This is a genomic window from Nocardia mangyaensis (assembly GCF_001886715.1).
Taxonomy (GTDB): domain Bacteria; phylum Actinomycetota; class Actinomycetes; order Mycobacteriales; family Mycobacteriaceae; genus Nocardia; species Nocardia mangyaensis.
This window is the reverse complement of the sequence record NZ_CP018082.1, coordinates 3,844,757-3,867,073: the sequence shown is the minus strand read 5'-3', so window position 1 is coordinate 3,867,073 and position 22,317 is coordinate 3,844,757. Positions and strand designations below refer to the sequence as shown.

At 64.0% G+C, this 22,317-nt stretch carries 14 protein-coding genes and 2 pseudogenes; 13 read left to right on the top strand and 3 right to left on the bottom strand.

Features of this window, described 5'->3' with window-relative positions; all coding sequences use genetic code 11:
• Nucleotides 1–5 precede the first annotated feature (5 nt).
• Both BOX37_RS17375 and BOX37_RS17370 read right to left on the bottom strand, forming a co-directional pair.
• The gene (locus BOX37_RS17375; protein ID WP_071928575.1) at nt 6–1,295 is read right to left on the bottom strand and encodes an acyl-CoA dehydrogenase family protein; all 1,290 of its coding nucleotides are present in this window, start codon (nt 1,293–1,295) and stop codon (nt 6–8) included.
• Nucleotides 1,296–1,297: 2 nt separating this feature from the next.
• The gene (locus BOX37_RS17370; protein ID WP_084759771.1) at nt 1,298–1,957 is read right to left on the bottom strand and encodes a TetR/AcrR family transcriptional regulator; all 660 of its coding nucleotides are present in this window, start codon (nt 1,955–1,957) and stop codon (nt 1,298–1,300) included.
• A 245-nt stretch (nt 1,958–2,202) separates the two neighbouring features.
• Between BOX37_RS17370 and BOX37_RS17365 the strand changes: the two genes are divergently transcribed.
• The 11 genes and pseudogenes from BOX37_RS17365 (at nt 2,203) to BOX37_RS17320 (ending at nt 17,915) form a co-directional block, all read left to right on the top strand.
• Nucleotides 2,203–4,380 carry a malate synthase G gene (locus BOX37_RS17365; RefSeq protein WP_071928574.1) on the top strand — a complete coding sequence of 726 codons (2,178 nt, stop codon included), beginning with the start codon at nt 2,203–2,205 and terminating at the stop codon, nt 4,378–4,380.
• A 939-nt stretch (nt 4,381–5,319) separates the two neighbouring features.
• The gene (locus BOX37_RS17360) at nt 5,320–7,074 is read left to right on the top strand and encodes a thiamine pyrophosphate-binding protein (protein ID WP_084759769.1); all 1,755 of its coding nucleotides are present in this window, start codon (nt 5,320–5,322) and stop codon (nt 7,072–7,074) included.
• On the top strand, nt 7,071–7,472 hold the full coding sequence (locus BOX37_RS17355) for a cupin domain-containing protein (RefSeq protein ID WP_167659956.1): 402 nt from the start codon (nt 7,071–7,073) through the stop codon (nt 7,470–7,472). The genes BOX37_RS17360 and BOX37_RS17355 overlap by 4 nt, the downstream gene beginning before the upstream one ends.
• A pseudogene (locus tag BOX37_RS36165) lies at nt 7,462–7,823 on the top strand (helix-turn-helix domain-containing protein); the annotation flags it as partial. The gene BOX37_RS17355 and the pseudogene BOX37_RS36165, both read left to right, overlap by 11 nt.
• 452 nt (nt 7,824–8,275) lie before the next feature.
• Nucleotides 8,276–9,172 carry a hypothetical protein gene (locus BOX37_RS34060; protein ID WP_156910436.1) on the top strand — a complete coding sequence of 299 codons (897 nt, stop codon included), beginning with the start codon at nt 8,276–8,278 and terminating at the stop codon, nt 9,170–9,172.
• Nucleotides 9,173–9,339: 167 nt separating this feature from the next.
• Nucleotides 9,340–10,431: a 3-deoxy-7-phosphoheptulonate synthase gene (locus BOX37_RS17340; RefSeq protein ID WP_084759766.1), complete on the top strand. Its 1,092-nt coding sequence runs from the start codon at nt 9,340–9,342 to the stop codon at nt 10,429–10,431.
• A 49-nt stretch (nt 10,432–10,480) separates the two neighbouring features.
• A complete protein-coding gene (locus BOX37_RS17335) occupies nt 10,481–11,101 on the top strand; it encodes a 3-phosphoshikimate 1-carboxyvinyltransferase (protein ID WP_071928570.1) in 621 nt (206 codons plus the stop codon).
• Nucleotides 11,102–11,177: 76 nt separating this feature from the next.
• Nucleotides 11,178–12,845, top strand: a pseudogene (locus BOX37_RS36160) (IS481 family transposase); the annotation flags it as partial.
• Nucleotides 12,846–12,854: 9 nt separating this feature from the next.
• Nucleotides 12,855–15,767 (top strand): AMP-binding protein, encoded by a 2,913-nt coding sequence (locus tag BOX37_RS34940; protein ID WP_420811627.1) that lies wholly within the window; start codon nt 12,855–12,857, stop codon nt 15,765–15,767.
• Between the two features lie 13 nt (nt 15,768–15,780).
• Nucleotides 15,781–16,593: an SDR family oxidoreductase gene (locus tag BOX37_RS17325; protein ID WP_071928568.1), complete on the top strand. Its 813-nt coding sequence runs from the start codon at nt 15,781–15,783 to the stop codon at nt 16,591–16,593.
• A gap of 32 nt (nt 16,594–16,625) precedes the next feature.
• Nucleotides 16,626–17,915, top strand: coding sequence for an oxidoreductase (locus BOX37_RS17320; protein WP_071928567.1), 1,290 nt, complete (start codon nt 16,626–16,628; stop codon nt 17,913–17,915).
• Here BOX37_RS17320 and BOX37_RS17315 read toward each other — a convergent pair.
• Nucleotides 17,894–18,958 (bottom strand): IS630 family transposase, encoded by a 1,065-nt coding sequence (locus BOX37_RS17315; protein ID WP_240504908.1) that lies wholly within the window; start codon nt 18,956–18,958, stop codon nt 17,894–17,896. The genes BOX37_RS17320 and BOX37_RS17315 overlap by 22 nt on opposite strands.
• A gap of 123 nt (nt 18,959–19,081) precedes the next feature.
• On the opposite strand from BOX37_RS17315, the gene BOX37_RS17310 reads away from it, so the two are divergent.
• Both BOX37_RS17310 and BOX37_RS17300 read left to right on the top strand, forming a co-directional pair.
• Nucleotides 19,082–19,921, top strand: coding sequence for an FAD-dependent oxidoreductase (locus tag BOX37_RS17310; RefSeq protein WP_071928566.1), 840 nt, complete (start codon nt 19,082–19,084; stop codon nt 19,919–19,921).
• 1,134 nt (nt 19,922–21,055) lie between these two features.
• The gene (locus tag BOX37_RS17300) at nt 21,056–22,288 is read left to right on the top strand and encodes a helix-turn-helix domain-containing protein (RefSeq protein ID WP_156910435.1); all 1,233 of its coding nucleotides are present in this window, start codon (nt 21,056–21,058) and stop codon (nt 22,286–22,288) included.
• Nucleotides 22,289–22,317 lie beyond the last annotated feature (29 nt).

Below are 22,317 nucleotides of genomic sequence, written 5' to 3'. Positions count from 1 at the left end.
GTGGCTCAGAGATTGCCGACCTCGCGTTCGAGTCGACGGGCGACCAGATCACGCGCTTGCTCACGCAGGGCGGGCCGGAAACCACTGGGGTACACCGGATCACCAGGGGTGTACTGCGCGAGCACTTCTTTGGCGAGGGTGATCTTGTGCACTTCGGTCGGGCCGTCGGCGATGGCCATCACCTCGGCGTAGGTGGTCATGTCGAGGAACGGCAGGTCGTCGCTGACGCCCATCGCGCCGTGCAGATGCAACGCGCGCCGGGCGATGTCGTTCATCACCGTCGGCATCGCGACCTTGATCGCGGCGATGTCCTTGCGCACCGCGCGGTAGTCCTGTGCCCGATCGATGCGCCACGCGGTGCGCAACACCAGTAGCCGGAACTGCTCCATCTGGATCCAGCTGTCGGCGATGCGTTCCTGGGTCATCTGGAAACCGCCGAGCACCCCCTTGCGGGCCGGACGCGACACCGCGCGCTCGCACATCATGTCGAACGCCTTGCCGACCAGGGCCACCGTGCGCATCGCGTGGTGCACGCGGCCACCGCCGAGCCGGGTCTGGGCGACGATGAAACCGGCGCCCTGCGCGCCGAGCAGGTGATCGGCGGGCACGCGGACATCGGTGAACCGCAGATGACCCTCGTGCTCGCTGAATCCTGGCACGGTGAAGTTGCGGACCAGCTCGAGGCCGGGCGCGTCGGCGGGCACGATGAACATCGACAGCCGCTGATGCGGTGCGGCCTCCGGATCGGTCACCACCATCACGATGTGGAAGGTGGCGAACTCGGCGGCGGAGTTGAACCACTTCTCGCCGTTGATGACCCACTCGTCGCCGTCACGCACCGCGGTCGTCTGGAAGGCGGTCGGATCGGAGCCACCGGTGGGCTCGGTCATCGCGTAACAGGAGCCGATCTCGCCGTCGAGCAGTGGGCGTAGATATTTCGCCTTCTGCTCCTCGGTGCCGAAGTGGGCCAGGATCTCGGCGTTGCCGGAGTCCGGTGCCTGGCAACCGAACACCAGCGGCGCCCACATCGAGGTCCCGAGCACCTCGTTGAGCAGTGCGAGTTTCAGCTGGCCGTAGCCGGGACCACCCAGTTCCGGGCCGAGGTGGCAGGCCCACAGGCCCCTGTCCTTGACCTGCTGCTGCAGCGGTCGCATCAGTGTGCGGATCTCGGGATCGGCCCGGTCGTAGGGGTTGGGGTAGAGCAGATCCAGGGGCTCGACTTCGGTGCGGACGAACTCCGCGACCCAGTCGAGCTCGAGCTGGTACTCCGGATCGGTCTCGAAATCCCACGCCATGGTCAGCCTTTCGTGTTGTCGCCCGGCGCGATGAGCCCGGACAGGACGGTTTCGGTGAGGATCTCGGCGATCTCGGCCGGCGAGTGCGCGCCGCGTTCGCGATACCAGAAGCTGAGGGAATTGAGCATGCCGAGCAGCCCGTTGGTGACGACGTGATCGGCGCTGCGCAACAGCCCGGCGGTGTACCCGGCGTCGATGGCGTCCTGCCAGAGCCGCTGGATGCGGTCGCGCAACCGCTGCAGGTCGGTGGCCCGCTCGGCGGTGAGCGCGTCGGCGTCGCGCAGGTGTACCGCCACCGTGCGCCGGTGCGCGACGATCAACTCCACGTGACTGCGGATCAGCTCGCGCAAGGTCCGAATCGGGTCGGCGTCGGCCGCGACGATGCGTTCGGCGTCGTCGAGCAGCAGGCGGGTGTAGTCGCGCAGGATCTCCCACAGCAGCTCCTGCTTGGAACCGATGTGGTAGTAGAGCGCGCCGCGCTGCACGTCGGCCTTCGCGCCGATCTCGGCGACACCGGTGGCGTGGAAACCCTGGTCGGCGAACAGTGCGATCGCGGCGGCGCGGATGCGCGCACTGGTCTGCGCCGCGCCGCGATCGGTGCCGGGCGGGCGGCCGCGGCGACGCACCGGAGCGACCGGATCGGTGGGTTGGGTGACGCTCACCGTGCCTCCGCTCGACCGGGCGAGTCCGGCTCGCCGCCACTTAATGTTCCGGTCAGTACATTAATTGCCCGCGGGCCTACAATCAAGGGGTGATCCGCCGCGCCCACCTCGTCGACCCGGCGTCTCGGCGTGGCGGAATGGACCGGCCGCCGTTGGCGTTCCAACCCACACGAGATGTCGCATCTACCCACGGGTAACATGACATCGACTTATCCCACCCGGTTTCCACCAAAGTGAGGCAGTAGATGACAGAGCGGATTCAGGTCGGCGGGCTCCAGGTGGCGAGCGTTCTCCACGATTTCATCGAGAACGAGGCGCTCCCCGGTACCGGCGTGGATTCCGCCGCGTTCTGGGCCGGCGCCGAGCAGGTCGTCAACGACCTCGCCCCGCGCAACCGCGCCCTGCTGGCCGAACGCGACGAGATCCAGGGCAAGCTCGACGCCTGGCACCAGGAGAGCCCGGGCGCCGGTTACGACAAGGCCACCTACAAGCAGTTCCTGGCCGAGATCGGTTACCTGCGTCCCGAGCCCGCGCCGTTCCAGATCGGCACCGGCAACGTCGACGCCGAGATCGCCACCACCGCGGGGCCGCAGCTCGTGGTGCCGGTGATGAACGCGCGCTTCGCGATCAACGCCGCCAACGCGCGCTGGGGGTCGCTCTACGACGCGCTCTACGGCACCGACGCCATCTCCGAGGCCAACGGCGCCGAGAAGGGTAGCGGCTACAACCGCGTGCGCGGCGACAAGGTCATCGAGTGGGGCCGCAACTTCCTCGACGATGCCGTCACCCTGATCACCGGCAGCCACATCGGTTCGTCGTACTACAAGATCGTCGACGGCGAGCTCGAGGTCGGCCTGGAAGACGGCACCGACATCGGCCTGGCCGACCCGTCGCAGCTCGTCGGCTACCTGGGCGACCCGGCGAACCCGACCTCGGTGCTGCTGAAGCACAACGGCCTGCACATCGAGATCCAGATCGATCCCTCCTCGCCGATCGGTTCCACCGACACCGCGGGCGTCAAGGACATCGTGCTCGAGTCCGCGCTCACCACGATCATGGACTTCGAGGACTCGGTCGCCGCGGTCGACGCCGAGGACAAGGTCGTCTGTTACCGCAACTGGCTCGGCCTGAACAAGGGCGACCTGGCCGAAGAGGTCACCAAGGGCGGCAAGACCTTCACCCGCACCATGAACCCCGACCGCGTCTACACCGCGCTCGACGGTTCCGAGCTGGTGCTGCACGGCCGCTCGCTGCTGTTCGTGCGCAACGTGGGCCACCTGATGACCTCCGACGCGATCATCGACGCCGAGGGCAACGAGGTCCCCGAGGGCATCCTCGACGGCCTGATCACCTCGCTGATCGCCGTGCACTCGCTCAACGGCACCGCGAAGCTGGCCAACACCCGCACCGGCTCGGTCTACATCGTGAAGCCGAAGATGCACGGCCCCGACGAGGCGGCGTTCACCAACGAGCTGTTCGGCCGGATCGAGGACGTCCTCGGCCTGACCCGCAACACGCTCAAGGTCGGCATCATGGACGAGGAGCGTCGCACCACGGTCAACCTCGCCGCCTCCATCGAGGCCGCCAAGGACCGCGTGGTGTTCATCAACACCGGCTTCCTCGACCGCACCGGCGACGAGATCCACACCTCCATGGAGGCCGGGCCGATGGTCCGCAAGGCCGAGATGAAGACCCAGACCTGGATCACCTCCTACGAGGACTGGAACGTCGACACCGGCCTGGCCAAGGGTCTGCCCGGCAAGGCCCAGATCGGCAAGGGCATGTGGGCCATGCCCGACCTGATGGCAGGCATGCTCGAGCAGAAGATCGGCCACCCCAAGGCCGGCGCCAACACCGCATGGGTGCCCTCGCCGACCGCCGCCACCCTGCACGCCACCCACTACCACCAGGTGGACGTGTTCAAGCGGCAGTCCGAGATCGCCAAGGGTGGTCCGCGCGCCACCGTCGACCAGATCCTGGAGATCCCCCTGGCCCAGTCCACCGACTGGACCGACGAGGAGAAGCGTCAGGAACTGGACAACAACTCCCAGGGCATCCTGGGCTACGTGGTCCGCTGGATCGATCACGGTGTCGGCTGCTCGAAGGTGCCCGACATCAACGACATCGGCCTGATGGAAGACCGTGCCACCCTGCGCATCTCGAGCCAACTGGTCGCCAACTGGCTGCGCCACGGCATCGTCTCCGAGGCCGACGTGATCGCCAGCCTCGAGCGGATGGCCCCGGTCGTCGACCGCCAGAACGCCGGCGACAAGACCTACACCCCGATGGCCCCGAACTTCGATGCCAGCATCGCGTTCCAGGCCGCCAAGGAACTGGTTCTGGAAGGCACCAAGCAGCCCAACGGCTACACCGAGCCGATCCTGCACCGGCGCCGCCGCGAGTTCAAGGCCGCGCAGAAGTAGTGCTGTCGAGTCCTTGAAAAGTAGCTGTTAGCAGCTCTTTCGTTCGAGGCCCCGCATCGGAGACATCCGACGCGGGGCCTCTGCCGTCACCGGAGATCACCCCGGATACCGGCTCGTCACCCTCAAACGGTCACAAGCGGAACGGGCTGACACCGTCTACAGGAAGTGGTCTACCAGCGGATTCGCGTCTCTCCTTCGGGCGGACCTTGCGGCGAAGCGACGTGGCCTTGTGGGGAATTTCGAACCGCAGCTAATGTCCAGCAACCGCTTGTAGCTGCGTCCGTATCCTCGCTGGCTTATGAACGGGGCGGACCCACTTGCGCAGGGTCTCCGCGGTCATCCCTAACCTCGCGGAGACCGCTTTCATCGCGGCCCACTCGCTGTCGTAGTCGTCACGGTGATCGACGACCAGCCGGACAGCCTTGGCCTAGGTCGCTTCGTCGTACTTCGCGGGCATGATCTGCCCATCCTTCCGAAGAAAGAAGGTGGGCACCAAGCTCGGGGTGGTTCACCCTGTCCCATCCAGGATAGGGTCTCAGGCGGTTTGGCGCGGGATCACAGAGCGGTTTGGCGCGCGAAACGGGTCGGGCGTTGGGCACCCATGCCGGCTGTTCATTGGTCCCGGACCGGCGTCAGCGCTGATGCTGAAGGTTTGGTCTTGATGAGAGCTGCGGGGTTTACCGTCGGAACGCACAACGGCACCGGAAAGTTTGACTGAGGTCCACGACGATGCCTCTGTCGCACAACCGGCCGCGGCGTGAACCCCCGAGCTACTTCTGGGCGGGACAACATGGCTTCCGTCACTCGCCTATCTGGGCTGTGTTGATGCTCTCGTCCAGTCCTCGGGCTCGAGGGAAGTCGCCGCAGTGCCCTTCCGAGAACTCAACGCTTGAAAAGCGCCGACATTGACGTCCGCGGGTGCGGGATCGGAGCAATACGATGGACTTTGTCACGACACCCTATTCGACGAGTGGATGCCGACCGGGATCCGCTCCCCGCACAGGGAGTGCTCTGATCGTCGAGATGTTGGAACAGGCCGGGGTCGAGGTGGTGTTCGGATTGCCCGGAGGGCCGATCCTGCCGTTGTTCGAGGCATTGGACTCCAGCCCACGAATTCGTCTGGTGCTGGCCAAGCATGAGGAGGGCGCGGTCTTCATGGCTGAGGGCTATGCCCAGGCCGGCGGGCGGTTGGGCGTGGCGGTGGTGACCTCCGGCCCCGGTGCCACCCACGCTGTGACCGCTACCGGCAGCGCCGATAGCGACCATGTGCCAGTGCTGGTGTTGTCCGGACAGGTGGCCACGAACTCATTCGGTCGCGGCCCTGTCCAGGATTCGAGCGGCGCTGGCGCATGCATCGACACGGTCGCGGTATTCCGCTCCGCGACAAAGCTGTCGACGGCGGTCACCACCATCGACCAGTTGCCGCATCTGCTGCAATTGGCCATTCGATCGGCTACCGCGCCGGTGCCCGGCGCCGTTCACCTCAGCGTGACCGCCGATGTCCTGCGGGAACGGACGGCCGCACCGACCGCCCCTCCGGTCCAGCCGGTCCTGCCCCCGCGGCCCGCGAGTATCGCCCTCGCCCGAGCCGTTGCTGCCCTGGGCGACGCTCGCCACCCTGCCGTGCTGGCGGGTCAGGGCGCGAAGCTCAGCGGCTGCGGCCCCGAGTTGGTTGCCCTGGCCGACCAGCTCTCGGCGCCAGTGGCGACGACATTCAAAGGCAAGAGTGTCTTTCCGGAAGATCATCCGGCGGCGTTGGGCGTGTTCGGTACGGCCGGAGGATGCGTTCGCGCTCACGAACTCCTGCTGGGTGACGGCATCGACCTCTTGCTCGTGGTCGGCAGCAGCATGGGCGAATTCTCGACCTACGGATGGGATCCGCGCCTCGTACGCGATCGCGTCGTGATCCAAATCGACTCCGACCCTGTGCAATTGGGCAGAAACTTCCCGATCCAATTCCCGATCTGGTCCGACGCGCGAACCACGCTGCAAGAGCTACTGTCGCAGCTGCCCAAGAACCATGTTCGGGATTCACTGTGGCCGCAGGGGCACGTGCCATCGACTGCGAGGCAATGGCAGGGGACCTCTGGGCTGCTGAAGGCTTCTGCAGTGGTCGCGCAACTGAGCGAACGCTGCCCAGACGTCACCGATCTGTTCGTAGACAACGGTAACTGCTTCGGATTCGCCGGACCGGGCTACCGGTCCGGACCCGATCGGCGGGTGCATTGCTCTCTCAACCTGGCATCGATGGGATACAGCGTCCCGGCCGCGATCGGTGGCAAGCTGGCCACCCCGACGCGGTCGGTCTTGGCGCTCGTCGGCGATGCGGCATTCGCTATGACCGCCATGGAGATCCACACTGCCGTTGAAATCGGGGCCGCCGTCATATGGGTGGTACTCAACAATGGCGGCAACGCCATGGTCGCCAACGTTCAACAGCTCATAGGATTGTCGATCACCGGGTCGATGTACCGCTGCCCGCTGGATGTGGCGGCTGTCGCTACTGCGCTAGGCGCCACAGCGAGGGTCGTCACCAGCCTCGATCAACTTGGTCGAGCTCTCGATGAGGCGTTCGCACTGTCGGTGCCTTACGTCATAGACGCCCGCGTCGATGCGGACGAGGTGCCATGGGCGGTGCATGGCCGCGTCCGCGTCCTGGCCGGATCCTCCGATGCGCCGGAGACTGCGCCGTGATCGAGAAGAGTCCCGAATCAGGCTTCCATGCAACCGAACTTGCCTTCGGATACAGCGCGGAAGGACTTGCCATAGCCGCGTTCGGTGAGATGGAGGTGCTGGTGCGTGACGTCACCATCATGCCGGGCGAGGGCACCGGATGGCACTACCACCCCGGACCGGTCATCGTGATCGTCCTCGAAGGCGAGGTGACGCAATGTCGACCGGATGGTGGGTCGCGCAAGTATCGTGCCGGTGAGGCCTTGGTCGAACCTGGGGATCCGGAATGGATCCATGACGGCCGCAACCTGGGCGACCGGCCTGTCCGCATGATCGCGACGTATCTTTTGCCCGCCGGTGCCCCGCCCGCCGTGCAAGTGTTGCCACCGAGCCGACCTGCACCAAGGGATGTCTCGTAAGTCGTTGAGCAGAAACAGGTACCGCTCACCGGTGGTGATCTCAGCAGCTGACCCGGTGATGGTGGAGTTGTTCTCCGGGCTGCGGCCAGCCACGTTCGCTCGCCTGATCACACAGTTGCGGCCGCGAGGGCGCTGACCGCCCGCGCGGCCGACCGGGGGCTTGTGCTTCGGAGACCGGGTGCTGCTGGTGGCCGCCTACTGGCGAACAAACTCACAATGCGGCAAATCGCGGCCGTGTTCGGCGTCTCGAAATCAGCCGCCGCCCCGGTGATCGAGGACCTCGGACCAGCGTTGGCGCTACGGCCCCGCACCCGGTTCCCGCGTGGTGCGGTGCTGATCGTGGACGGGACAGGTGGGGCGAACTAAAAGGTCACTTGTGAGCAGTGGCGCGCCGCTGGTGGACGGAAGGGGAGGCGCAGGTAGTCGTCTACTCAGTATCGGCCTGCTGATGTGATTCAGGCTGTCGACGCGTACGGCGGACCGGGGGAGCCGACCACCCGTCACCGAGTTCCATGGTCGGAATTGTCGACCAGACTAGTCTGTTTTATCGGGTCCGAATCAGGCGAAGGTTGTGTTCCTGACCGGCGATAACCCCTTCCGTTTCGGCCTGTCAGCGGATATAGTGGATGCAGGACCAATGGCGGTCAAATCGGTGTTCATGCAAATGTTGAGATCATCACCTGCTGACCCTTCTGCGCCTATCGGCTCGTCGGCAATTCTTCGCTTTCCGTGTGCAAATCTGCGTCACCGAATATTTACGCTGCGAAACAGCTGCAATCGTAATAGGAGCTGGAGGCTGGGCTTTGGATATATCCATTCTCGATAAGGCATTTACCGAACTGATCGCAGGTCAGGTGGTCGACCCGCTCGATCGGGTTCGTGATTGGCTCAGGGATCAGCGGCGTTTCCTCACGCCTGCCGACTGGTATAGGGTACGGGTGCTGACCTCATCCCATGCATTGTCGGAACTATTACGCCAGGACCCGCTCATCGGACGGAGTTTCCGCAAGCCTCGCGGCTATCCAGGCGATGCGGTGACAATGGACATGATTTACGGCATCGGGAGCGACCTGCCGAGCCTCGAAGGATTTAGTGCTGAGCTCTTCACCTACGGCTGCGATATCCCACCATTTCGGGCAGTTCGATATCGGAGACAACTTTTCAGTTCGGCGGTAGATGCGGTGTCGGCACGGAGAACTGATGCTCGGGTGGCATCGGTAGGCGCGGGGCACGCGCGGGAGGCCCACGGTAGTACCGCGGTCCGGAGCGGCACCTTGAAAAGTTACTTCGCGGTGGACCAGGACTTGGATTCACTCCACGTGGCCGAGAAGGACTACGGGGTGATCCCTGTCCATAGTTCGGTGCGAGGGATCTGCGAGCAGGGATCCATCGCTGAGCAGGTAGATCTGATACTTGCCGGCGGTCTGTACGACTATCTGACCGAGCGCACCGCGATCCCGTTGACGCGATGCCTGATCGACTCTCTCGCACCTGGCGGGGTTCTGCACATCGCCAACATCGTGCGGGGGTTCGGCGATGCCGCCCTACTCGAGGCGGTGATGGATTGGCCGCTCGTGCACAGGGACGAGCAGGACATGCGCGCACTGTTGAGCGAGGTTGCGACCGACCGTATCGACACGATCACCCTCCATCGGGACCCAGACGATGTCATGACCTTCATGGAAGTTCACCTACGCTGACGGCTTCGAGTGATCGGCGGCAGCGGTTGTCGAAGCGAGAACTTCGCAGACAGCCATTGTGACGGAAGCTCGATTCCGCAGTGATGGATTCGGTCCGATCGAACAGGCTCGTCACCATCCTGATTTCGTAGCGAAGCGACGATGTCTCCCGAAGGCGAGATTGCCCTATGTGTGTGACAGAAGAAGGACTCTCCCGGCAACCAACGGTGTGGGAAAGATTGCCTAGCCCTAACAATCTGCGTGCGGCGCGACAAATTACAGAAACTTCGGCAGTCACCGTCAACTATGGACGCACTGCGATACGGCAAATTTTGTGCGGCAATGACAAGAGGTTGCTCGTTATAGTCGGACCTTGCTCGGTGCATGACAGTGAAGCCATTATCGAGTTCGCTGAACGGCTCGCCTTGGTTTCTCGGGAACTCTCCGACGACCTGGCCGTAGTGATGCGAACCTATTTCGAGAAATCGCGGACCGCATCGGGATGGCCGGGGATGGCGATAGTTCCGGATGTTTTCGGTCACGCCGATCCGGCGCGTGGGTTCGCATTGGCACGATCTATTTCCATGAAGATTACGGACCTGGGTTTGCCGATCGCTATGGAATGGGTGAGCGCGGTCGGGCCGGCGTATCTGGACGACTTGGTCTCATGGGGATGCATTGGTGCCCGAACTGTGGAATCGCAGATTCATCGGCAACTCGCCAGCGGTTTGCCGATGCCTGTCGGAATGAAGAACGCAACTGATGGCTCGATAGCCGCCGCCGTCAACGCGATCCTCACGGCTTCGCACCCACAACCATGGATCGGCATGGCCCCCGAGGGTACTGTGGCGTTCAGGCATACTGCGGGAAATCCTGATTGCCATCTGGTACTGCGCGGCGGCAGGAGCGGCACGAATTATCACCTCGAAGCCGAACGAGAGGCGTATCGGATTCTTGCAGCGTCCGGTCTGCCTGAGCGGCTGATTATCGATGCGAGCCATGCCAACAGCGACAAAAGCCATGAACGCCAGCGTGTGGTCGCCCATGACATCGCCGACCGAATCGCCACTGGTGATACCGCGGTCTGCGGGATCATGTTGGAGAGTTTTCTGTCGCCCGGCACCCAGAACGCGGTGGCTACACAACCGCTGATACGTGGTCAGAGCATCACCGATCAGTGCATGAGCTGGTCGACGACCGCCGAAGTACTGACCGAACTCGCCGCCGCGGCACGATCGAGAACCCGAACAATCCCGCGCCGGTCCAAACGTCAGCGTTGACCGAGCGCTGTTGACAAGTGGTCTCACACGAGTTGTTGGAGTCGGGTCTATGTATCTACGTGTCGAAGGCAAGCCTCATCGCCTGACGGGCGAGGCCCTCGTTCCCCGATCGAAATATCATGTCCACCGCGCATTGATCCTTGCCTCCTTGGCGCCGGGCATCAGCAGAATCACCGGGCTGTCGAAAGCGCGCCACGTGCAGTACACCCTCGCCCTGCTCCGCAACCTGGGCACCGAAATCGAGATCGACGGCGATACCTACCTCGTTCATGGGGGCCCCTACCGGCCCCTGCGTGAGACCGTCTCTGCAGGCAGCTCCGGAACGACTCTCTACTTCATGATCGGCCTGGCCTCGTTGGCCCAGGGCCCGGTGGTAGTCGACGCGCACAAGGCTTTCCGGCGGCGGCCGGTCGAGCCGCTGTTGCGCGCGTTGGGGCAGATGGGTGTGCTGGTCGAGTCCAGTGATGGGTGCCCGCCGATCCGGGTGGCCGCCCAGCGCCCTACGGGGGGACGGGTGCAGATCGCGGGAACCCTCTCGCAATGGATCTCGGGTCTGATCCTGCTGGCGCCGTTCGCCACTGGCCCCACTGTGATCGAGGTACAGGGTGAGCTGAACGAGCAGCCCTATATGTTGTGGGTCATGAGGTTGTTGACGCCCGGACAGGGGTGAGCTGAGGGGACGGATCTCCCGGCGGCAGGATGGAAAACACCACATCCTCCGTCCGCTCGACCGGGAAGACCCGTCCGTGACCCACCGTAACGCCCCACTGTCCATCGAAGGTCGTCGCCGCCTGGTGCAGCGCTGCCAGACCCGCCCGATCGCTCACGTCGCTGCCGAGATGGGCATTTCACGTCAAACCGCCTCGAAATGGGTCAACCGGCACCGCCGGTTCGGTGCGTTGGGCCTGGCCGAGCGTTCCAGCACGCCGCATCATCAACCGAGGGCCACATCAGTCGAGGTGACCCGCCGGATCGAGAAGATGCGCCGCGACAAGAAGTGGCCGGCCAGACGAATCGCGCACGAACTACGTAGTGACAGTGTCGATATCGCGGTCAGGACCGTGACCAGGCAGTTGCTCAACCTGGGCTTGAACCGACGCCGGTTCATCGACCCGACCGGTGAGAACAATCGCTCACCACGCCGGATCGTGGCCAAGCGGCCAGGGCACATGGTCCATGTCGACGTGAAGAAGGTCGGGCGCATTCCCGACGGTGGCGGCTGGCGGGCTCACGGCCGCGACTCCGCCCAGGCCAAGGCCGCCGCAGCTGCCAAGAAGCGAGGAGCCAAAGCCGGATACGTCTATCTGCACTCCGCGGTCGACGGGTTCTCGCGGCTGGCCTACACCGAAGCCCTCGACGACGAAAAATCCGCGACCGCACAGGGATTCATGGACCGGGCGCGAGCGTTCTTCTGTGCACACGGCATCGTCTTCCTCGAGCGGATCGTGACCGACAACGGCTCTTGCTACCGCGCCGCAGACTTCGCCAAGGCGTTGCGTGGCGCTCGCCACCAACGCATCAGGCCATACACGCCGCGTCACAACGGCAAGGTCGAGCGCTACAACCGGATCCTGGCCGAGGAGTTCCTCTACGCCCGCGAATGGACATCCGAACACCAACGAGCCCACGCCCTCGGCATCTGGAACATCCACTACAACTACCATCGACCACATTCGGCTGCCGGGAACCGGCCACCAGCCAGCCGCCTCCGCAGAGGCGTCACCAACGTCATGGCCTCATACACCTATATCGAACTGACCATCGCGATGATGCAGAATTTCGGGCTTACGGTGCATGCCACCCCGAACTGGGGTCGGTTCGAGATCGAACCCGATCAGTTACCGATCCCGTGTGATCTGGTGATGCCCCCCGACATCGGATCGGCCGCCTTCGGCGTTGCGGCTGCTGCCCTGCACCCAGGCGATGTCGTGCTGCGTGGATTGACCCAGCTCGCTGGTTCTGCGGTGGACCACCCGGAGATGAGGTTCCTCGAGATCGCCCGAGAAATGGGTGTGCCCATGGAACCCACCGTCGGGGGCGTGCGGATCGCTCATAGCGGAATCCGGCTCAGGCCCACCGATGTCGACTGTCGCACAATCCCGGACATGCTCCCGATTCTGTCGGTGATGAGCACCTTCGCCGACGGTGAAAGCACCTTCTCCAATATCGGGCACGTCCGGCTCAAGGAGTCGGATCGGGTCTCGGCCATGCTCCAGCTCAACAAGATGGGCGCCGACCTCACCCTGGACCGAAACGTGCTGCGCGTGCGCGGAGTGGGTGGGTTGGTGGGGGCCAGACTGTCCTCGTTCAACGATCATCGGGTTCTCATGTCACTGGCGATCGCCGCCTCGGCGAGTCGAGGCGAGTCGAGGCTGACCTATCCGAACGCGTACAGAATTTCCTACCCGACGTACTTGGAGACAATGAACGGCTTCGGAATCGCAATGAGCGTCGAGCGAGAACAACCACTCCAAGCCGAACCGCACACGCAACCCCGCCAGGACGCCCGCGCGAGGATCGGCGCGCAGTGCACGCTGCCGGATCGGGTGAGTCAATGGGCTAAGCAGCGACCGAACGATGTCGCGGTGGTCGATACTGGCCCAGCAGGAAGGGTCACGACCTGGGCTGAACTCGACTCCCTGATCAACGCGCTAGCCAGCGCGTTGATCAAGCTCGGTGTGCAGCCCGGTGAGCCGGTGGCGCTGCAACTGCCGAACCGGACCGAATTCGTGATCATCGCCGCGGCCACCATGCGCATCGGGGCGATCTGCACTCCGCTGATGCCGATTCTTGGCGAACGCGAAATCGGATTCATGCTCCGGCGCACCCAGGCGCGGGTACTGTTCGTCCCCCACCGCTTCCGTAGCCGCGACTACACCACCGCGATCGCCCACATGCTCACCAACCCGCGGCGTGGCACACCACAGGATCTGCGGCATGTGATCGTGCTCCCCGCGATACCCCTTGATAGCCGAGCCCCGATGCCGAACACCGTCGCCTGGCACGACTGGAACGAACTTCTGCGGGGCCGAATCGATCATGCGCCGCTCCCACACCGCACCTGCGACCCGGACAGCATCGCCCAGCTGCTGTTCACCTCCGGGACCACCGGCGAGCCGAAAGGCTCACTGATGACCGGCCGTACACTGGCGCGTGCGGCATCGATGGAGATCGAACACCTCGGACTCAACAGCACCGACGTCATCCACATCCCCAGCCCATTGGCGCACCAGACCGGGTTCCTCTACGGAATGTGCGTTGCTGTGGAACTCGGGGTGCCGCAGATCCTTCAGGCCCGATGGGATCCGCACCGCGCACTCGAGGCGTTGTCCGCGTACAGGGGCAGTTTCGTCCAAGCAGCGACACCGTTCTTGTCTGACCTTGTCAAGGCGGTAGAGGCCGGTGCACCCGCACCCGCCTCGCTGCGGATCTTCGTCGTCACCGGGGCCGCCGTCCCCCGAGGGCTCACCCAGCGCGCTAGCCAAGTGCTCGGCGCCGCGGTATGCGGTGCGTTCGGTACCACCGAAACCTGTCTGGCTGCGTTGAGCGCACCCGGCGATCCACCGAGCCACGCCTGGGGAACCGATGGGCGAGCCCTCAACGGGGTCCAGCTACGGATCACCGACGACGAAGGGACCATGCTGGAACCCGGCACCGAGGGAAACCTCGAAATCGATTCCCCCACCTGCTTCCAGGGCTATCTCGGGCGGGCGGACCTGACACGGCAAGCATTCACGACCGACGGCTGGTATCGGACCGAGGACCTGGCGGTCATCGACGAGGCAGGCTTCGTCCACCTCACCGGCCGGGTCAAAGACGTCATCAACCGAGGCGGGGAGAAGGTCCCGGTCGTAGAGATCGAGAACCTCCTCCATGAGCACCCCAGCATCGACGACGTCGCGATCGTCGCGATGCCCGATCAGCGACTGGGCGAACGGGCCTGCGCCTTCGCCGTCCTTAACCCCGGCACCGACCTCACCTTCCACGACATGGTCAGCTACCTCCGCGAACACCAGGTCGCGCAACACTACTGGCCCGAGCACCTCGAGTTGATCGACCTCCTGCCACGCAATGCCGCAGGGAAAACCCAGAAGCATGTGCTCCGAGAAATGGCCAAGCACTGTGCCCGAACCGACGCGAACGACGAACAGGTGTCCACGATGTCAGCAACGTCAGATTCGGCGAACCCCGCTGGTGAATACAACACACTCTTCACCGAGATCACCGAATGGGTGCGGGGCCCCGGTGAGGAATGGGCCGAGCGCATCGAGGCGACCGGGACGGTCGATGACGGACTGTGGACTGAACTGCGCGAACGCGGGTACCTGTCCTTGGCCGCACCCAAACGCCTGGGCGGCAAAGGATTGAGCTTCGAGCAATGGGTTTGCCTGATGGAGGTCTTCTCCCGCTCGCACGCCTCGGTCCGAATGATCGTGCACGTGGTCAACGGCACCTGGCGGGCGATGGACCCGTTCGCCACCGAACACCAGCGCGATCTGTTCGTCCGGCCGACGGTCGCGGGCACGAGCAGAGTCGCGTTCGCGTTGACCGAACCGGGCAACGGCACCGGTGCCGACATCACCTGCTGCGCGACCAGAGACGGTGACACCTACTACCTTTCCGGGGAGAAACACCTGATCACCTTCGGTGTGCGGTGCGACTACTGGCTACTGACCGCCCGACTCGCCGGCTCCTCCGGTCACGAGGGCACCATCGCGCTGATGGTCCCTCGCGACGTACCCGGGGTCAATGTCCTGGACACCTCGCAAACGATGGGTGTGACAGGGACCGATCACGCCCGCATGCTCTTCACCGCGGCACCGGTGCCCATGGCCAATCGCCTCGGCGCCGAAGGCGATGGGTTGGCCGTGGCTCTGGGCGGATTCCTGACACCGTCGCGGATCTCGGTGGCCATGAGTTGCGTCGGATTGGCGTGCCGCGCGCAAGAGTTGGCCCATGAGTACGCCAGCCACCGCGTCACCTTCGGCAAGACGCTCACTACCCGGCAGGCGATTCAGTTCATGCTCGCGGAAAACGAAACCGATATCGAGGCGGCCAGACAGTTGACTTTGCATGCCGCCCGCGAATGGGACGCCGGAAGCACGCGAGCGGCCCAGCTTTCCTCCATGGCCAAGCTCAACGCGGTCGAAATGCTCACCCGTGTCACCGACCGAGCACTTCAGGTACACGGCGGTATCGGCTACTGGAAAACCAGCGCGATCGAGCGTGTGTACCGCGACGCCCGCGCGCAACGGTTCGAGGAGGGAACCAACGAGATTCAGAAGATGATCGTCTTTCGAGAACTGCAGAAATTCGCGCAGGCACATCCGCCCTGAAGGAGTTCGACACATGTCCCACGAAAACAAGATCGCCCTGATCACCGGTTCCTCGCGAGGCATCGGCAGAACCCTTGCCCTGACATTGGCCGCACAAGGCGGCACCGTCGTAGTCAACTACAAGAAGAACACCGGCCTCGCCGAGAACGTCGTCACCGATATTGCCGAGCTCGGCGGACAGGGATTCGCGGTCCAGGCCGACATCGAAACCGAGCAGGGAATCACCGACCTATTCGGCACTGTCACAGCGGAATACGGACGCTTGGACTACTTCGTAGCCAATGCTGCCGCGAGCGCCTTCAAGAACATCGTGGACTTGAAACCACATCACCTGGACCGCTCATACGCCATGAACATGCGGTCCTTCGTGCTCGGCGCCCAGCAAGCGGTCAAGCTCATGGACCGCGGGGGAAGAATCCTCACACTGACCTCCTACGGCAGCACCCGCGCCTACCCGACATACTCGACACTGGGTGCGATGAAAGCCGCAGTCGAGGCGTGGGTGCGCTACATGGCCGTCGAGTTCGCGCCATACGGCATCAACGTGAACGCGATCAGCGGCGGGCTCATCGAGTCGGACTCCCTGAAGTTCTTCTACGACGTGCCAGGAATGGCACCCATGCAGACGGTGCTGGATCGGATTCCGAAACGTAGAGCGGGCACGGTTCAGGAGGTCGCCGACGCCTGTGCGTTCCTGCTGTCCTCCGGCTCGGAATACATCACCGGCCAGACGATTGTCGTCGATGGCGGCCTGAGCATCGCCGCTCCGCCGTTCTTCGACGACGTCGAGCCCCCTCTCAACCTTCCCGATCGTCCCACTCCCTGACCGGTGCTCGAGGGATCGCTCGGGGGACGTGAATGACGCCTATATATCATGTTTGGCAACCAGGCCGGATCGGGTCGCTTGAACTCGACCACCGGCTGATCATGGGATCGATGCACCTCAATCTCGAGGCGCGAGACGACCAGGGCGCCTCCCTCGCGGCCTTCTACGCCGAACGCGCCCACGCGGGCGCGTCTTTGATCATCACTGGCGGGATCGCAGTGAACACAGTCGGTGCGGGCGGACGAATGTACGCCGTGATCACCGAGCACCCACACCAACAGGCGCTGTCACGAGCAGTCACGGCCGTGCACCAGGGCGGCGCGCGGATCGCCGCCCAACTCTTCCACGCCGGCCGCTACGGGTTCGAATCCGCCTTCGGTCTGACACCGGTGGCGCCTTCGGCACAATACAGCGGGTTCTCGCGGTGCATGCCGGAGGCGATGTCCGAGAAACAGATTCAGCAGACATTGACCGATTTCGCACACGCCGCCGACATCGTGTCAACCTTGGGATTCGACGCGATCGAGGTCATGGGATCGGAAGGATATCTGATCAATCAGTTCCTGTCCCCGATCACCAACCAGCGAGACGACGGATGGGGCGGCGACGCACAACGCAGACTACGCTTCCCGCTAGAACTGTTGCGCAGGATCAAGGAGACGACGGGCTTACCGGTGATCTTTCGAATCTCCGGGAATGATTTGATGCCGGGCTCGAGCACCAGCAACGAGATCGCCGATTTCGCTGTCGCATTGGCGCGCGCGGGCGTTGACGCGATCAATGTCGGCGTGGGTTGGCACGAAGCCAAAGTGCCGACAGTGCAGGCACTGGTACCGCCCGGGGTATGGGTACCTTATGCCAGGATGATTAACAACGCCGTCCGAACTGCCGGCGTCGACGTGCCGGTGATCGCGTCCAATCGGATAAACCGCGTGGAGCACGCCGAGCAAATCCTGACCGACGGGCGGATCGCCTTCGTCTCGATGGCTCGGCCGTTCCTGGCTGATCCGCAGATCGTGCGCAAATCACGTTCCGGCCAAGCCGATGCGGTCAACATCTGCATCGCCTGCAACGAATGCATCGACCGCTCAATCGGGGACACTGCAGTCTCGTGCCTGGTCAATCCCCGTGCCGGGCGTGAACTCGATTTCCCCCATCCCGCCACGGCGCAGACCGGGCAGCCCGCTGAGCCGAGCGAGCGTAGTCTTTCGGCAGCCCGAGGGGGCACCCACAAAAGGCGCATCGCCGTGGTCGGCGGCGGACCCGCGGGGCTGGTCGCAGCGCTGTCGCTAGTGCCTCGTCAAGCAACCTTCGGTAGGTAATCCGGTCGCCGGATCTTGGAGTTGACGGCGAAGTCCCGCTTGGGTCGGGCGTGCTGGTTGTACCAGCGGATGTAGGCACCGATCGCGGCGTCCTGTTCACCATGGCTGCGGTGATCGGTGCCGTTGAGCGCGAAGTAGCGCAGCGCCGCGAACTCGGACTCGATCCAGTTCAACCACGATGAATACGTCGGCAAGAACACCAACTCCACATCATGATCGGCGGCCCAGTCCCGGACCTCGGCCCGCTTGTGCGGGGAGAAGTTGTCGGCGATGACGTAGAGCCTCTCACCTGGCCACCGGGCTCGCAGCGACTTCAGCAACCCGAGAAACTCCTGCCACCGCTTCCGGTCCCGGATCCGGTAATGGATCTTCCCCGTCGCCAGATCCAGGGCACCGAGCAGGTGCCGAACACCCTGAGTGCGGTGATATGTCGCCCGCAACCGTCTCGGCTTACGCCGCGGAAACCAGCCTCGACCAGCACGAGGTTGCAGGTTCAACGGCCCGAACTCATCGACACAGACCACCCGCCCGTCAGCAGGCCGGTGGTCGTAGAGGTCGAGGATGCGGTCCATCTTGGTGGCGAACTCGGGATCGGTGCCGGCTTTCCAGGTCTTGACCGCCTGCCACGACACACCCTCGGCCTTCAAGAGCTTGCGCAGAGTCTCACGACTGATCTCAGCGATGTTGTTGGTGGCCAACACTTCTCGGAGTTTCGACAAGCTCCAGGCCGAGAACGGCCAGCCGAGGTCTCGCGGGCAGCACCGGGCGATACAGGCAATGCGTTCACGCGTTGCCCGGTCCACCTTGCTCGGTCTGCCCGCGCTCCATTTTGGGTCCAACGCGTCGAACCCCCGCTCGTTGAAGTCGTGGATCACTTGCCGCACATAGGCTTCGCTGACCTGCATCAACCTCGCGATCGCGGGGACCGGCTGGCGGTGCGCCGAGGCCATCACCACGATCGCACGCCGCATCCTGATCGGTTGTTTGCTCGTCTTCGTGATCTTCTGCAGTCGGCGGCCCTCGTCCGGGGTCACTTCTCGCACAAACACTTCCGGTTTCCTGGCCACCGGCACCACCTCCACCGGGGAGCATCTCCGGTCGCGGGCGCGCGATCAACTCGACACCCGGTTACCAGGGCAACCTTCCTGGACGAGGCACTAGCAAACATGGGCCATCGAATCACGTTGCACGAAGCCGGAAACGAGCTCGGCGGCCAGTTCCGGATGGCCAGGACGGTGCCGGGCAAAGAGGATTTCGGTGAGACGATCCGCTACTTCGCCACCATGCTGCACGAGGCCGAAGTCGATGTCCGCCTCGGCGCCCCGATCGTTGATGCCGGGCAACTGACCGACAACGACGCCGTGGTGCTCGCTACCGGCGTGCTGCCCCGCACACCGGATCTGCCCGGCATCGAGAGCCCAGGAGTGCTCGACTATCGTCGGGCATTCAGCGATCCCGCGGCTATAGGGCGGCGCGTGGTGATCATCGGTGCAGGAGGTATCGCTGTCGACCTCGCACATCTGCTGCTGGACAACGCCACTAAGGGGGTCGGGGCACGCGGGGCCTCGTTCCGCGCCGAATGGGGTCTCGATCGTCAACCGGTGCAGGCGCAGCCCTGGCGATCGGTGACGTTGATGCGGCGAACCGGGAAGATCGGCGCGGGAATCGGTCTCACCACACGCTGGGTCGCTGTTGGTGCCCTACGCCATAGAGGAGCACGCATGATCACCGGCGTGAACTATCGCGCGATCACCGACACGGGCGTGCTGGTAGCGACCGAGCGCGGGCACGAGTTCATCGAAGCCGACACCGTGATCCTCGCAGCGGGACAAGAACGCAACGACGGGTTACTCAGGGCCCTCACCAGTCTCGACATCCCACACCGCGTCATCGGTGGCGCAGCCGACACTGCCGGACTGAATGCGGTACGCGCCACGAGTCAAGGTCTGGAAGCGGCCCATGACCTGGCAAGAGAGCTGCACGGCAGGACGAACACGCGAACTTGAATGCATGCCGAGCTCACAGCTGACCGGTCGCCTCGATACCGAGGAGAACGAACACTCACCTCACCAGTCGCACACTCGCAGTGAGGATGCGAGCATAGGACTTATGGACGAGTAATTGTCGATTCTTGTAGATCTCGTGCTTCTCAGATTGCTCGCAGCCAGTGATCGAGGGCTGCGAATTCGTCGTCGCTACGAGCTCTATCGGGTTCGATTGCTGAGTCGTCGCCAGCAAATCAACGCAGAAGCGAGGTCGAGGAATCCTTGGTGGATGTCGGTGCGCCGTTCCCAGCGGATGGCCAACCGTCGGTATTGGTGCAGCAAGGCCAGGGTTTGCTCGACGATCCAGCGGCCGGCGGTGACCTTGTCGCGAGTGCCGCGGCGTGGGATGTAGCCGGTGATCGGTCGACGCTCGAGCTGGTCGTTGACGCGCGGATAGTCGTAGCTTTGTCCGCGATCAGGGTCGTGATCTTCTCACGTGGTCGGCCTGGGCGTCCTCGAAGCGGCCGTACTCGGTCGAGCAGTTCGGGTAGCACAAGGTGGTCGTTGACGTTGGCCGCTGATTGCATGACCGCGAGCGAGAGCCCGTTGCCGCAGGTCAGGATGTGGTGCTTCGCGTGGGATGTCGTGCCCGCCCAAGGCGTGAGCACTTTTCATTAGGTCGCGGAGTGTTCTCCTGAACGCTACCGATATCGAAAGATGGTGATACACAGGAGGACTGCTGGTGCTTTCGTCGGAGACGACTGGGCCCAAGACCATCACCACGTGGAACTAATGAACCAGGCAGGCAAGAGGCCTGGCCCGAGCCCGGCTACCCGAAGGCGTCGATGGAACCACGCGATTGCACGCACTGATCGGCGAACACCTCGACGCCGACGCCGCAGAAGATGCCGTAGTCATCGGCATCGAGACAGACCGAGGCCCATGGGGCGCGGCCCCAGTCGCCGTCGGAGCAGATCCCCGAGATGTGTGACGGCCACTTGGAGAGATGGATTCTGCATCAACACAACGGATTACAGTCCGAGATTGATGTTTCACCATCACACTTGAGGGCAATCGTCGGCCAACGGCGTTCGGCATGCCACCGAGACTGGTCATCTGCCCGGAGGTCCGGTCGTGGACGATGCAGGGAGCGCGATGGATGCCCTCGAAGGACCTCAGCGCAGCGGACTGACCGTCGGAGAGCGGATCGAAATGTACCGTGTGCAACGCCGACTTTCACGCTCGGTGGTGGCGAACCTGGTCGGTCGCAGCGACGAATGGTTGCGCCTCGTTGAATCGGGGCGGCAACGCCTCGATAGCGTGCAGGTCATGAGCCGACTCGCCGAGGTTTTGCGGATCGACGACTTCAACCAATTGATCGAACGACCGGTCCGCGAGGTTCGCGGAAGTACCGCGGCTGCCCGGCCTATGACAGAGCTCCTGGAACAGGCGATCGTCGACCATCCGAAATTCCATGCCGCGGGGGCGTTGACAGAGAAGGGCGAATCGCTGACGGCTATACGGGATGAACTCTCGCAATGTCAGCACGCTTGGACGACCTCACCTCGACGATATTCCACTTTGGTGGAGCGGATACCGAGTATTCTCGCCGAGGCCCGGGCAAGGAAGCTTCGGCTCGCCGGACTCGAGACGGACCAGCTTCTGGTGCGCGCCTATCACTTGGCGCGCCAGCTTCTCACCCGATTCGGCGAACACGGCCTGGCGTGGACCGTAGCCGATCGGGCAATGGAGATCGCAGCATCCACGCACTCGCCGGGCTTGGTCGCCGCCAGCGCCTGCCACGTCACAAACGCACTGCTGCATCTGGAGCAGATCGATCAGTGCCGAAGCTACGCCCGGTCCGCGGCAACCCATCTACTCGACGAGGTAGTCGACCCCGGGGACCGGGCCGTGCTGTCGGGGACCTTGGCTCTATTGGCTGCCAAAGGGGCGGCCGCGACTCTCGATCTGCTCGAAGCCGACCGGCTCATAGGCCAGGCGCAGCGGGAGGCCGCAGAGCTGGCGTCAGAGCATCAGGTGTTCGGGATCGACTTCGGGCCGTTCCAGATAGCGCTGGCGCGAATGGAAATCGCCCTGGGGCATGCCAGCTTCGACGACGTGGTCCGAATCGGTTCAGATGCCGAGGTCGTGGAAGGATATCCGGTCGGTGGCCGGGCTCGCTACCACATCGCACTGGCCATCGCCTTCGCCCGCCGCGACGAAGACGTGGCAGCCGCATTCGCGCTCGCTAAAGCCGCCGAGGCCTGCCCGGAAGACCTTCGATTCGACCCGGACGCCCACCACACCGTGCTGCACCTGATCCGCCGCGACAATCGGTTGATCAGCAGAGATGTCACCCGGCTGGCGAACCTCGCCGGCCTCGGCTGACTGCGGAATCGGTGGCTGGCGCGCCGCAT